Origin of the sequence: Alkaliphilus transvaalensis ATCC 700919, from assembly GCF_000621485.1 — a bacterium.
GTDB lineage: Bacteria > Bacillota > Clostridia > Peptostreptococcales > Natronincolaceae > Alkaliphilus > Alkaliphilus transvaalensis.
On record NZ_KK211287.1, the window covers coordinates 19,648 to 33,923 of the forward strand.

13 protein-coding genes are annotated in these 14,276 nt (G+C 33.9%); 1 reads left to right on the forward strand and 12 read right to left on the reverse strand.

The window, feature by feature from the left end; all coding sequences use genetic code 11:
- Positions 1–35 precede the first annotated feature (35 nt).
- From mnmA to dcuS, 12 genes are all read right to left on the reverse strand, one after another.
- Complete coding sequence (mnmA, locus tag T335_RS0116940; RefSeq protein ID WP_026478587.1) at positions 36–1,133, reverse strand: tRNA 2-thiouridine(34) synthase MnmA; 1,098 nt, start codon at positions 1,131–1,133, stop codon at positions 36–38.
- 87 nt (positions 1,134–1,220) lie between these two features.
- On the reverse strand, positions 1,221–2,339 hold the full coding sequence (locus T335_RS21785) for a TMEM165/GDT1 family protein (RefSeq protein ID WP_051569378.1): 1,119 nt from the start codon (positions 2,337–2,339) through the stop codon (positions 1,221–1,223).
- Between the two features lie 276 nt (positions 2,340–2,615).
- Entirely contained in the window at positions 2,616–3,977 is a 1,362-nt protein-coding gene (locus tag T335_RS0116950; protein ID WP_026478588.1) for an MATE family efflux transporter, read from the reverse strand.
- A gap of 112 nt (positions 3,978–4,089) precedes the next feature.
- A complete protein-coding gene (locus tag T335_RS0116955; protein ID WP_026478589.1) occupies positions 4,090–4,287 on the reverse strand; it encodes a hypothetical protein in 198 nt (65 codons plus the stop codon).
- A 281-nt stretch (positions 4,288–4,568) separates the two neighbouring features.
- On the reverse strand, positions 4,569–5,129 hold the full coding sequence (locus T335_RS0116960; protein ID WP_026478590.1) for a GNAT family N-acetyltransferase: 561 nt from the start codon (positions 5,127–5,129) through the stop codon (positions 4,569–4,571).
- A gap of 67 nt (positions 5,130–5,196) precedes the next feature.
- A complete protein-coding gene (locus tag T335_RS0116965) occupies positions 5,197–5,706 on the reverse strand; it encodes a MarR family winged helix-turn-helix transcriptional regulator (RefSeq protein WP_051569379.1) in 510 nt (169 codons plus the stop codon).
- Positions 5,707–5,737: 31 nt separating this feature from the next.
- Complete coding sequence (locus T335_RS0116970) at positions 5,738–6,769, reverse strand: hypothetical protein (protein ID WP_026478592.1); 1,032 nt, start codon at positions 6,767–6,769, stop codon at positions 5,738–5,740.
- 98 nt (positions 6,770–6,867) lie between these two features.
- Positions 6,868–7,914 (reverse strand): permease, encoded by a 1,047-nt coding sequence (locus T335_RS21180; protein WP_051569380.1) that lies wholly within the window; start codon positions 7,912–7,914, stop codon positions 6,868–6,870.
- 773 nt (positions 7,915–8,687) lie between these two features.
- Positions 8,688–9,992 carry a 2-hydroxycarboxylate transporter family protein gene (locus tag T335_RS0116985; RefSeq protein WP_051569381.1) on the reverse strand — a complete coding sequence of 435 codons (1,305 nt, stop codon included), beginning with the start codon at positions 9,990–9,992 and terminating at the stop codon, positions 8,688–8,690.
- An 18-nt stretch (positions 9,993–10,010) separates the two neighbouring features.
- Positions 10,011–11,183 (reverse strand): NAD(P)-dependent malic enzyme, encoded by a 1,173-nt coding sequence (locus T335_RS0116990; protein ID WP_026478594.1) that lies wholly within the window; start codon positions 11,181–11,183, stop codon positions 10,011–10,013.
- Between the two features lie 282 nt (positions 11,184–11,465).
- Positions 11,466–12,143 carry a response regulator gene (locus T335_RS0116995; RefSeq protein ID WP_026478595.1) on the reverse strand — a complete coding sequence of 226 codons (678 nt, stop codon included), beginning with the start codon at positions 12,141–12,143 and terminating at the stop codon, positions 11,466–11,468.
- Positions 12,140–13,732, reverse strand: coding sequence for a DcuS/MalK family sensor histidine kinase (gene dcuS / locus T335_RS0117000; RefSeq protein ID WP_051569382.1), 1,593 nt, complete (start codon positions 13,730–13,732; stop codon positions 12,140–12,142). Before dcuS ends, T335_RS0116995 begins: the two co-directional genes overlap by 4 nt.
- A 266-nt stretch (positions 13,733–13,998) precedes the next feature.
- On the opposite strand from dcuS, the gene T335_RS22370 reads away from it, so the two are divergent.
- Entirely contained in the window at positions 13,999–14,175 is a 177-nt protein-coding gene (locus T335_RS22370) for a hypothetical protein (protein ID WP_156943715.1), read from the forward strand.
- Positions 14,176–14,276 lie beyond the last annotated feature (101 nt).

Here is a 14,276-nt window from a genome sequence, read left to right on the forward strand (position 1 = left end):
GATTTTTTCTATTTATGCTATTCTTTCAGTTTATCTTAGCTTCTTAATACCTTATCGATAGTGCCCCCACCAAGGCAAACTTCTCCATCATAAAAAACGACAGCTTGGCCTGGAGTAATGGAGCTTTGAGGTTTATCAAAAATCACTTTTACAGTCGATTCGCCTGTTACAAAAACTGTTACTCCTTGATCTGGCTGACGATATCTAAACTTAGCTGTACATTTCAGCGGGCTTTCTGGTAACTTGTCATTTATCCAATTAACATCTGTAGCCAGTAATCCCTCTGAGAATAAAGCAGGATGTTCTTCTCCTTGTACTACATATAATATATTTTTTTCTAGGTCTTTTGATGCTACAAACCAAGGTTGGCCAGTACCTGCGCCCCCAATACCTAATCCTTTTCTTTGTCCTAAAGTATAGTACATCAGCCCGTCATGTTTTCCCTTTACTTCGCCATCTAAACTTCTAATTTCGCCTGGTTGAGCAGGAAGATAATTACTTAAAAATTCTTTGAAGTTTCTTTCACCTATGAAACAAATTCCTGTACTGTCTTTCTTTTTGGCAGTTGCAAGATTATTCTCTAAAGCAATCTCCCTTACTCTCTTTTTATCAATATTCCCAATAGGAAACATTGCTTTAGAAAGTTGATATTGACCTAGGGCATTTAGAAAGTAGGTTTGATCTTTATTTGTGTCTACTCCCCTTAATAATCTATATTCTCCATTGTGATAATCTACTTGAGCGTAATGACCAGTTGCTAAATAGTCTGCTCCTAATTGTAATGCATGTTCTAAAAATGCCTTAAATTTAATCTCTTTATTACACATTACATCAGGATTAGGGGTTCTACCCTTTTTATACTCATCCAAAAAGTATGTAAATACCTTATCCCAATACTGTTTTTCAAAGTTGACCGTATAATAAGGGATGCCGATTTGGTCACAAACCTTTCTAACATCTTCATAGTCTTCTGCTGCTGTACAATAACCAAAATCGTCTGTTTCATCCCAGTTTTTCATAAATATTCCGATTACATCATATCCTTCCTGCTTCAACAACAATGCCGCAACAGAAGAATCCACTCCTCCCGACATTCCTATCACCACTCGGGTATCTTTTTTACTTTTTTCCATGAAGTGATCCTCTCCTTTACATAAACTACTATCTATTATAATACCTCTCCCAATAGTTTGGTACAAGTCCTATTACCATTTTTCACTTTATTTCAGATTATTATTTTCTTTTTGCGCTATAAATTCCCTATAAAATTGAGGGTCCCTTTCTTTAATTTGTAAGAAATAGTCCTTTTTACTTCCATCAAAGGGAATCGTTTCACCAAAGTAAAGCTTTTCTAATGTAACTCTTGTTTGATTTCCAACACAATTTTTTTGATGATATTGACATTCTAGACAGGTATTCAGGGTTTCCATTAAACTCTCCCTTAAATTTTTAGGGTCATACTGATTGCCCTTACATAAGGGAATGTCCCATTCTTCCTCTACTAAAAACTTTTCTGTAACTTGGGCCTTTGCCAATTGCTCCTGTAAACAGCGAATTGTACAATTGCCCCTACGACAGGCTTCACATTCAGTATCTAATGTGCAAACCGTTTGTAAACTTTGCTGAATTCTTTGGGTATTTAGATAAAGTTCTCCTGCCACCTTTTTAAAGGATGTCTCTTCTAGTGACCTATTCATTACCTTCCTTAGACGATAAACAATAGCCATCACCATAAGAATAGAAAATAAAGTGATATTGGGAATAGTCATAAATTGGCTAGGAACTGACTCTATTAAAGCTATTATACCAAAAATAATAAATATTGATGCTGATATCAATTTCAATGCTAGTTCTGGTATCTTTTTGCCTAGTTTACTACCTACATATACCCCCATACCACTGGTAAAGACCATGCCTAGCACTGTTCCTGTTAAAATGAATTGGGGGTAATTTGCTTGTGTTGAAAGGGTAATGGCTGTCAGTTGGGTCTTATCTCCCAATTCTCCTATAAAAAAAGCTAATGCTACTGTTAAAATCGGGCCAAATTTATTCTTACTAGCTTCTTCACCTTCATCTTCTTCTAGCTTAAGGGTCCATAAGCCAAAAACAACAAAAGCAAAGGCAGACAATAATCTAATATTGTCTAGCGGAATAAGATGGGTTAGATATGTACCTAAAAGAACAGCTAGCCCATGATTAAGAAAGGAACCTAGCGCTACTCCTAGCAAAACTTTATGAAGGGAATATTTTGTTGCAAAGGCCATTGCAAGTATTTGGGTTTTGTCTCCCATCTCTGCCATAAAAATAAAGAAGAATGCATTAATTAATTCTGAGAACAAATAAACCAGCTCCTTAAAATTTAGATTTCGATTAAGATGATAAAATAAAAAAGAGACCTTCTCGTTTAATGGCTGATAATACACTTCAACCTATTAAACGGAAAAGTCTCGCTTCTTTAGTAAAAACTGATTAGTAAACACTAAAGTGGATAGCACCAGACCTTTTAGGTCAGTATGTTGACACTATCCGTAACTAAGTTACAGCTACTCCCTCTTTCGCTACCTTTTAAATCCTAAATAATCTTATCATACTTTATCAAAGCCTGTCAATAAAAGCTATATTGACTCTACAATATTTTTCACCCATTTTCTTGATGCTACCCTTGGATACCCAATGATGGCTTTTACAACCTCTTCACAGGAGACAATTGCTACAACCCAATAAACTGGTAATTTTAAAACATGGGCCCCTATAAAGGCCATTGGCACACCGAAAAACCATACACAACCCATCTCTAAGAAAAGAGAATACTTGGTATCTCCACCACCTCTTAATATTCCAATAATTAATATTGTATTAAAGATTCTAAAAGTAAGGAAAAAAGACATAATCATTAAAATATTTTTTGCATTGTAATAAACAGTATCAGAGATATTATACAGTTTTAAAATATAAGGTGCTGATATAAATAACATAATTCCTAAAATTGTTCCAAATATAGGGCTTAACACGGTAAAACGTTTTGAATAAACAATGGCTTCTTCTTCTTTATTGGCGCCTATGGAATTACCAATCATGACAGCGCAGGCATTCCCTAACCCAAAGGCTGCAACCATAAAAATACTAGAAACTGTATTTGCAATTTGTACTGAAGCGATTGCTTCTGTGCTGATTCTTGCATAAGAAATAGAGTACATTGTAACCCCTAATGACCAAAGGCCCTCGTTTAAAATAACAGGCATCCCAGTATTAAAGTATGTTTTTAGTAAACTTTTAGGAATAGAAATCATTTCTGAAAGCTTACCAGCAACTTCCATTTTTTGCCCGTAAATAATTAATAATAGTGTTGTGATTTCTACACCTCTTGAAATTAAGGTTGCCATCGCAGCTCCCCTAACTCCCATTTCTGGGAACCCTAAAAATCCAAATATTAAAACGTAATTTAATATTGTATTGGTAATCAATGAAATGACACTGATTACCATTGGAAGTTTAGCTTGACCAATGCTTCTTAAGGCAAAGGAAAAAGCAAAACTGATAGCCGTCAAAAGATAGCTTAGGGAGACGATCTTTAGATACTGACTTCCTAAGTTCATTACAGTTTGATCATCAGTAAAAACCCGCAATATGACATTCGGTGTAAAAAATGCTAAGGCTGCAAAAACAAGACTTATTCCGCCTCCAAATAGCATAGTAATCCCTAAAACCTTTTTTATATTAGTTAAATCCCGTTTTCCCCAAAACTGAGAAACAAATATTGCTCCTCCACTATTTATTCCGAACAGAAGTAATACTAGAAGAAAGAAGTATTGGTTTGCTAAACCTACTGCTGCAATTTCTACTTCTCCCAATCTACCAATCATCACTGTATCTACCATATTTAGCGAGGAGGATATAAGATTTTGCAAGGCTATTGGCAAAGCAATTGTCAATAATTTACTGTAAAATGTCCTATCTTTTAATTCTAACTTAACCATTCTAATCACCCTCCTTAACCCTTCTGATTTTACTCTAATTTTTTTATAAAGTAAAGGGTTTATTAGAAGGTAATGCATATGAATTTTTATTAATCATTAACATTCAAGAAGCCTAACGTTCAAGAACTCTAACAATTTCCTGTCTACATTGATGACACTTCCCTTGTACGATTAAACCAAAGTAGTCTTCCTCTATTGTATAATCTATTATTTTCGTAAAGTCACCACAATCAGCACAAAAAGAGTTATTTAGTAGTTTTTGTCTCATTTTTTTAGGTATTTTCATCCATCCTATACTAATCGGCTCCATAAAAGATGACTCCTTATCCTATTATTTTTATGTTACCTTATCTATAATACCCCCTTATATTAGTTTTATATACATCCTTATAATGATGACTCTTCATTCTTTTAGAACACAAAAAAACGATAAAATATTCACTTATCGTGAATCTTTTATCGGTTTTTGATCGTTGAAATTGTATCATTAATATTAGCTTTTCATTTGCATAACCGGACTATAATTTCAGAGTTATGATACTATGTAATTTCCTCAACCCTTTATGGGCTATGGACTTTTAAAAATTATATCTATTGCTTTAAGTATTCTTCCTTTAATATAGAATAAATACTGGTATTATGGAAAACTCCATTTTTTCTATAATCTTTTCGTAAAGTACCTTCATAACTCATACCAATTTTCTCTAGAACCCTTATAGAAGCTTCATTATCCCCATGACAACGGGCTTCTATTCTCTCCAACTTCAGCTTATTAAAACCAAAAGTAACCAAAACCTTAGCAACTTCTGTGGCATAGCCCTGTCCCCAATAATTTCTAGCAAAAGTATATCCAAGCTCTGCCTTAAGATTATTAACATCAATATTAAAAAAACCTACAGTTCCTATAATTTTTCTTTTATCCCGATGATAAGCCCCCCATAACCCTCCGCTATGACTGGCATACTCCTTTAGGCGCTGTTCTATAATCTGTTTTGCCTCCTCTATCGTCTTAAAGGGATACCATCGGGCGTATTTACATACCTCTGGATCAGAAATATATTCAAAAACATCCACAGCATCTTCTATACAAAATTTTCTTAGTATAAGTCTTTCGGTTTCAACTGATGGTAAATCATTAAGTATTTGCGCCATTATGATAGATTCCCCCTCAACCGCCATAATCATTTTTCCCTTTAGTAATAGTGTAAATGCACTTCATTTATTCCATCTCTAAATAAGCTTGATCGAAGGCATTTAATAAGATTGAAACAGAACTTAAAACTTTCATCACGTTACCTTCAGGAATATTCCCTATAATCTTCTTATAAAAATCATTGATATCTTCTTTAAGCTCTCTAGCTGCTTCTTTTCCACTTTCTGTTAGTTTTACGATCACAATTCTCCTATCCTGCTGGTCACTATCTCTTTCAACATAACCATCTCTAACTAAGTTATTGATGATTCTTGTCATCGTACTGGTATTAAGTCCTATTCTTTCACTTAAGTCGTTCATTGTTATCTTTTCCTTCTCAAGAATAGTCATAAGGGCATAGCATCTTGAGCTAGTAAAGCCTTTGGCCTTTATCCTTTTTTCTTCAAAAACTTGAAGTACTCTTACCAATTTTTGAACTACTTCTCCAATCTCTTCAACACAGCATTCACTACTATTTAACCGATGGTGACAACAACTCTTCAGTTCAGTAAGCTCCTTAATATATCCTTTCTCCATGACTTCCCACCTCCATCTCTTTATATAATCATTAATTAATATTTGGGGATTCTAAGATTCTATCAATTATGTTTATCCAACCTTCTGGTCCTATGACGATTCTATATTGGGTTCCTTCTTCTTGATGAAAAAGTTCGTATATTTGCAACAAAAACTTATGAAAGATGGTCCTACTCCCTATTTCAGAATTAGGAAGGTACAGATTAGCTATATAGTTATTTATATAAAGGACCCTTCCTTCATTACCATAATAAACTATTAAATCAGGGTTTTGAAGATCCATAGCATTATTTCTACCTTTAAAGTTATAGCTATCTTGTAAAATGTGATGCAGCTGTAGAACTAATTCTTCATCTTCTAAATATTGATCTTCTTTAACCACATACACCATCGGTAATTCATCTAAAATCACCTGTTGAATATTTTTTGGAGATATGACCTGTTGCGACATAAGGAACAAACCAAAACCTAATAGTCCCACGGTGAAGATTAACTGAAACAACAACTTTAGATTTCTTTTAATATTCCGATCTTCGCCTTGTGTAATGGCTGTTTCAATAAAATACAAAACTTCTTTTTTAGACCCTAAATTAAACCATCTTTTGAAATTGACATGATAGGTCTTTTTTTCAGTGAAGGTAGATTCTTTTTCCTTTACTTCTATAGTTCTTCCATTATCAGAGAAAGTGTATTTAATTAGTTGATCTTCTTTAATTATTTCTGGTTGTTCATATTCAATTTCATCTATAGATTGTTTGACAAGACTATCAATTTTAGAGAAGTCTACTCCATTTAACTGGTCAATATCAATTCTATATCCTACTCCACCAAAATAACGTATCAGTAAACAAACAAGAACTATTCCTAAATAAACCAAGAAAATAAATAGAATCTCCTCTAAGAACAAACTCGCTCCAATGACTATTGGCGCTACAAATGAAAGATTAGAAATACTACTTCTATTCTTTAATACCCGTTTGCCAGACATTTGTAATAAAGTCTCCCATAGGGCTGCTAGACCGCCAACCAGTAAAATTGTCGTATTTAAGATGTCAAAATTCATTGGTATCCCCCCAGTATAGTAGGATTATACATACTATACCATATTATACCACTATTCTATTGTTATTTAAATGACATAAAATGATAAATGTTCTTTGCCTATCTTAGCAGCATATGAATAGATTCATATACAAAGCTTGCAATAATTGACCCCACCAGCGCTAGCCCTAAATACAGGATAAAAATCTTTCGTTTTGTTAAGGCTAATACCGCCGACATGGCAGGAATACTTGTGGCTGCTCCTGCAGTAATGAAGGCTAAGCCGGCTCCATGAGATACTCCACTTTCCAACATTCCTTTTAAAATTGGTAAAGCTGTAATATTATTAATATAAGCTGGAATGCCTATTATAATAGCCAGTGGAATAGCAAGTATACTTGATTCACCAAAATAGGTGGCTAATAGAGAAGGAGGCATATAATTTACCATAACCACTTCTGCTGCAAAGGCCAGTAAGATCCACTTAGTTACAGATGTTAATTGTGATATGAAATCTCTAAAGAAAACATTAACCCTCTTCTTATCCTTCCAGATCTTAAAGTCTACTTCTTTAAAAGTATTCGGATTAACGTTATTGCTAGTATATTCATTTTTATTCCCCAGGAAATTAGTATATTTATTTAATCCATAAGTCACTGCTCCAGCCAACATTCCCATGAAAATTGACGCCAACAATCTAGCTGTGGCAAATTCAAAGCCTAGCACGCCAGCCGTTAAAACATAGATATCGATACTTGATATTGGAGAAGATATCCAAAAGCTCATAACACCACTTATTGGTAGACCAGATCGTAATAGAACACTGATTAAAGGTATAACAGTGCAGGAGCATAGGGGTACTATTGATCCAAATACAGACCCCATTGCTACCGTCTTAAGGGGATGATTACTAAAAACTCGACCTATTAAATAGGTTGCCTTAGAAGCCTGAAGGTAAGCACCTATGGCAAAAGACACAAATAAATATAACCAAATTGCCTTTAAGTTAACCCCTATACTACTTATCATTTTTTGAAGTAATGCTTCATTGAAAAAATACATAAAAATGATGCTGATCAGTAAAACAATCATTATTTTATCTAAAAGTATGTGTTTCTTTATAAAACTAATCACACTCTTTTTTTCTCTACCTTCTGTTAATTGCATAGCACTATTCTCCTTTTCTTTTTATTTACAGCATCTGTTATTCAATATTGAAAAAATTAGATTCCTTACATTTATTTCAGAACAGCATTTAGACTTATTTTCTATAGTTTTTTTATAGTTTTTTTAGTAGTTTCTTTTGTAGCCTCTTTTTCTACAGTTTCTTCCAGTTCATTAAATAATTGATCGAATTTTTCTTCTCTCACCCCTAGTTTTTTTTATTCCTCTATAGCCTTATTTTGTTCTTTTATACGCGGTTTACCAATTGCTAACTCTACGATCACTTTTTCTCTTCCTGTCAGTAGTAAACCCCTTCATTCCATTGTCATAATAATCCTCCTTAATTTACTTCTTTACAATAAATCATTAGTCCTTTGATCACTTAAGGAAAAAACTTATTTGATTTTATTTATATTTGTATTATGCAATTATTATATTATTATCCATTTGTATTTGTCAACTATTTTATTATGAAAATATTTCTCGCTACTAAAGGTTTACCTGGAAGAATTTTTCGATTAATATAGCAGAATTACTCATGATTTTTTTGGAGAAAGGCAATTAAAATAGGTAGATATCTCATATGGAGGTATTATAGAAAGGGGATTATGAAAAAAGCTATTTATTGAAAGGTCTGTGATAGGTTAAATCAGGTTTTAAAACAAATAAGGAACAGGTCCTGTTTGAATCAGCACCTGTTCCTTAAGACATAAATAAATATTAACTTATTTATTATTACTTTATTATTTTTAACTTAATACTTATTACTTATTAACCTATAGTAGACCTAATAGAGTACTGGCTAAAATTAACATAAATGCTCCTCCAATACGAGAAGAGATTTGTGCAAAAGGCATAAGTTTCATACGATCAGATGCCGATAATACTGCAACGTCTCCAGTTCCCCCCATATTTGCCATACATAATCCTGCTGTAATGGCAGATTCAATTGGATAGAAACCAACGAATTTACCGATATAACCTGAACCTACTACAGCACCTATAATTGTAACCGCTACTAATAAAATATATTGAAGGGAGAAAGCATCAATAACCTGTTGTAAATTAGTAAAGGCAACTCCGATTCCAACAAGTAACACACCTGTCAAGTTACTCATGATAAATTGAAACCATTGGAAAGCTCCAACTTCATATTCTCTTGGTAATAATCCAGCAATTTTAACTAATGCTACAGTAATAATCATCCATGCATAAGCATGAACTTGTGGAACAAATTTTTCTACAATAAGACCGAAAACAAAGAAAGATACCGCCAATAATAGACCTTTTCCCATCATTTGATAATTTAATTCAATCTTTTCTTCTTTTTCTTCTACATGATCTTTACTTTGTTTTTCTTTAGTTCTTAATAATTCACCATTACCTGTTAACTGTTGCTTAACTTTACCAATTCGATTTAATAAACCTGCTACAATGATAGCAAAGGCATTTCCTAACGCTACAGCTGGTACCATTACAGAAAGCATGTCAGCTGGTTCAACCCCTAAGCTTCCACCAAATATGTTAGCTAATGGCACAGCACCTGCTCCCATACCGCCACCCATAATTGGTACACCAATGTATAATACGGCTTCCTTTGCTCCATATCCAATTAAAGCTCCAACTAGACCTACTAAGCCCAATGCTACCACCACACCACCGATAATAGCTGGTAGATATCTTACTGAAGCTTTAACCAGTAGATTTCTATTCATACCTAAAATACTTCCTGTAATTAAGGCTGCAATATAAAAGTCAAGGAATCCCTCACCCCTCATAAAATTAGCCATAATTGTTGAAGCACTTTCTGGTAAAACATTATAAGTTACGAGGGCAGCAGAACCAAAGATAATGACTAAAGCACCTCCACCTAAATAGTCCTTTACAATAGGCAAGCGACTTCCGATCTCATTTAAAATTGCTCCAATCACCATCATTAAAGCAAATGCTCCAATCATTCCTTTTGGCAATACTTCCATGTAGGTAGCCGCCAAGATGACAGCGGTTAATAGAGCAAATAGTGGTAAAGAAATACCCATAATTTTATAACCTTGCTTTTCATTTAAAGTTGCAGTTGTCATATTTTTACCCCCTCATTATTATACTCTTGCTACGCCACTATCTTGTGCAGCTTTTGCTACTGCCTCTGCTACCTTCTCTACCACTCGTTTGTCAAATGGATCAGGTATTACGTAGTCTGATCTTAACTCCTCTTCACTTATAATACTAGCAATGGCATAAGCTGCTGCTAGCTTCATTTCTTCATTAATATCCTTTGCCCTAACATCTAATGCACCCCTAAAGATCCCTGGGAAAGCAAGTAAATTGTTAATTTGATTTGGGAAGTCTGATCTTCCTGATCCTACTACTGTTGCTCCAGCTTCTAGAGCTACATCTGGCATTATTTCTGGGATAGGGTTTGCCATTCCAAAGATAATTGCATCTTGACTCATTGTTTTAACCATCTCAGCCGTAAGGACATTTGCAGCTGAAACCCCTATAAATACATCTGCATTTTTCATGGCAACTTCCAATGAACCTTTTATTTCTAACTTGTTAGTTACTTTAGCCATTTCCTCTTTATGATCGTTGTTTCCTGGCGCTCCTGGATATAGGATTCCTTCTCGGTCGCATAACAAAATATCTTTTGGCTTCATATTGATTAACATTTTTGTTATTGCTACACCTGCTGCACCTGCACCATTCACTACGATTGTTACATCTTCAATTTTTTTATTTACTACCTTCAATGCATTAATTACACCTGCAACTACTACAATTGCTGTTCCGTGTTGATCATCATGAAATACAGGGATGTCCAATTCTTTTTTAAGTCTTGCTTCAACTTCAAAACAACGGGGAGATCCAATGTCTTCTAGATTAATCCCGCCAAAAGTTGGTGCTAGTAGTTTGACTGTGTTAACGATTTCATCTACATCCTTAGTATCTAAACAAATTGGAAAAGCGTCAACATTTGCAAAATCTTTAAATAATATAGCCTTCCCTTCCATTACTGGCATAGCAGCTTCTGGTCCAATGTCCCCTAATCCTAATACTGCTGTACCATCAGTTACAACTGCAACTAAATTCCCTTTAGATGTATATTTGTATACGTTTTCCTTATCTTCGTGGATTTTCTTACAGGGTTCTGCCACACCTGGTGTATAAGCTAAACTTAAATCATCTCGATTTTCTACAGCTACCTTTGATACAACTCCGATCTTGCCTACTTTTTCTTCGTGTAATTTTAAACTTCTTTCTCCAAAATTCATTGATAAATCATCCTCCTATTTTATGCTAGCTGATACATTAGCTTAGTCTTATACCTATCATAATTAAATTCAGAAAATAATGAAATATTTAGAACATATTCTAAACATTTTGTAAATAAAGAAAAAATTGATTTTATTTTAACGAAAAGTAGTCTTCATCTCAGTTTGATTAAAAAACGACACAAAAAAACCTTGCCAAACAAGACAAGGTTCTTAACATTAGTCGTTTTATTAATGTACTTAATTGGTTGAGAAAATTACTTAATTGAACTACTACTTCTATTATCTACGATTATACTTATATAAGTGACTCGGTCTTCCAATTGATCCATATTCAACCTCCAACTTTATTTCTTCAGTGGTTGTTAGATATTCTAAATATCGTCTCACAGTTACCCTTGACATGCCAACCTTTTCTGCTATCTCCTCGCTAGTTAATGACTCCTTATCATTCTTTTTCATAAAACCACGAATTCGTTCTAGCGTTGCCCTATGAAGGCCCTTTTGTAAAGGTGCGTCATTTTGAATTTTACTACTTTTAGTAATCCGATCGATATCCTCCTGTTGAATTGTATTTTTACTCTGTAATAATTTATATCTTAATAAATAATTTTCTAAAGAGCTCTTTAACCTTTCAAATTCAAAGGGTTTGATTAGATAATCCACGGCACCAAGTTTTAGAGCTTCATCTATGTTTTCCGTTTCTTTAGCAGCAGTTACCAAAATAACATCCGCCTTAATAAATTTCTTTCTCATTTCCTTTAGTACACTTAATCCATCAATTTTAGGCATGTACACATCTAGAATAATTAAGTCTACTAAATTATTTTTTAAAAACATTAAAGCATCTTCTCCATTAGAAGCTACCCCTAGCACTTTAAATCCCTCAATGCTTTCAACAAACCTTTTATTCAATTGAGCAACCATTGGGTCATCTTCAACTATTAATACTCTTATCACTTTTTTTCCCCCTTTGGTAATGAAACAACAAATTCAGTATTACAATCTTCATTTAAAAATTCAATATATCCGCCTAAGTTCTCAACTATTTCTCTAACTAAAGCTAAACCTACCCCCCGATTTCCTTGCTTCGTAGTAAATCCTCTATTAAATAATAGATTTTTATGTTCTTCTTGTATTCCCACGCCATTGTCCTTCACTCGAATCATTAACTGATCTCTTTCTTCAACAATACTAAAATCAACATATTTTGATTCCATCATGGTTACAGCCTCCATGGCATTTTCTAATAGATTGCCAATAATGGTAACTAATACATTACTACTAATATGATCAGTACGACGTTCTAAATTGCTTTCTTCATCCATTTTCATATGAATCCCTAGTTCTTTTGCCCTACTAAATTTCCCTAACAGTAATCCTGCAATTGTTGGGTCTTTAATTTTGTTCATTACTAAGGTTATAATTTGTTGCTGGTTTTCCCCTGTGCTGATAATAAATTTTTTCGCTTCTTCTAATTCATTTACCTCAATTAGTCCTAAAATAACATGGAGTTTGTTCATAAACTCATGGGTATTTGCCCTTAATGATTCAACAATTTGTTTAACACCGGTGACTTCTTCAGCCAATCTTGTCACCATTGTCTTATCTCTAAAGGTGGCTATAGCACCAACTATCTTTTCCCCTTCTTTAATAGGAATCCTATTTGTGATGATGATCGTTTGATTAATCACCTGTTCTCGATCATATTCTGCAATTCCTGTTTGAATAATTTCTGGTAAGCGACTTGTTGGAAAAATCTCCAGTACATCTTTACCAATTACATCGTGATCTGCAACTTGAAGTAATTTTATTGCAGATTCATTCACCAGTGTAATTTTTCCCCGATCATCTACTGCTATTATTCCCTCATGAATAGATTCTAATATCCCTTCCTTTTCTAAATATAGCTTTGAGATTTGTTCTGGTTCTAACCCTAAAAGAATCCGTTTTATATTTGTAGATAATAGAAATGCACCAATTATACCAAAGAATAAGCCTACAAAGGAAGATAGAACAATAGTCATTTGACTTTGTTTCCGCATCCTTTCAATACTTTGGGTCAATGTTCCTGTCATAACAAAACCAATCTGTTCTCCTTCGTTTCTATATATTGGTACAAAAGCTCTAATCGAGTGACCTAAGGTTCCGGTGGCTTCTGATATATATTTCTCTCCCTCAGAAATAACCCTCAGTTCATCTCCCCCCACAAAGGATTGTCCGACCCTTTCAGGATTAGGATGGGCATATCGTATTCCCTCCATGTTGGCTACTACAATAATTTCTACCTGTTGAGAATTAGCCAGTATTTTTTCCACATAGGGTTGTATTTCATTTTCTTTAATCGAGTCCTGCGAGAGACCTGTTATTACATTAGGCGAATTTGCAACTATTTGAGCAATATTCATAATATTTATTTCAACTTCTTTTTGAATATTTCTAGTTACCCAATGATTCATAATAAATACAGTTGTATATATTGAAACCATTACAATAATTGTAACAAGAATAATGATTTTCACTTGTAACTTTAAGTGTAGTTTTCTCATAGAAGTTACTCCTTTGTATGATTATACAATTAATTATACTATTGCCCAAGTTAATCGTCAAAAAAATCTATTTGACCCAACAAATAGATTAGATTATAATGATATTATACCCCTCCCTTTAGGGGTAGGGAGAACCCATTGGAGGTGTAGTAATGAAAATTAGTCTAACTGAATCTGCCTTAAAGGCTTTAAAAACTTTAAAATTTGGTAATAGGAGCCTACGTATAGCTGTTGTCGGTTTTAGCTGAAGTGGTCCTCGTTTCTCAATGTCTCTGGATGAGACTAAGACAGAAGATATCATTAAAGAAATTGAAGGTTATTCCTTTGCCTATGACAAATCCCTTGAAGATTTATTTGATGAAATTAACGTGGATTATCAAAGTAGTTGGTTTGGGAAAGGATTTAGTGTTAGTCCCCTTAATTCTAAAGGTGGGAATTGCTAAGGCCTTTTCATTAGAATATAAGCCTGTTCAAAAAGCTTTAGATTCGAGGAACAAAAAAAGCTGGCGACCGTAGCGTATGTACTAATACGTGAGGGTGCTAG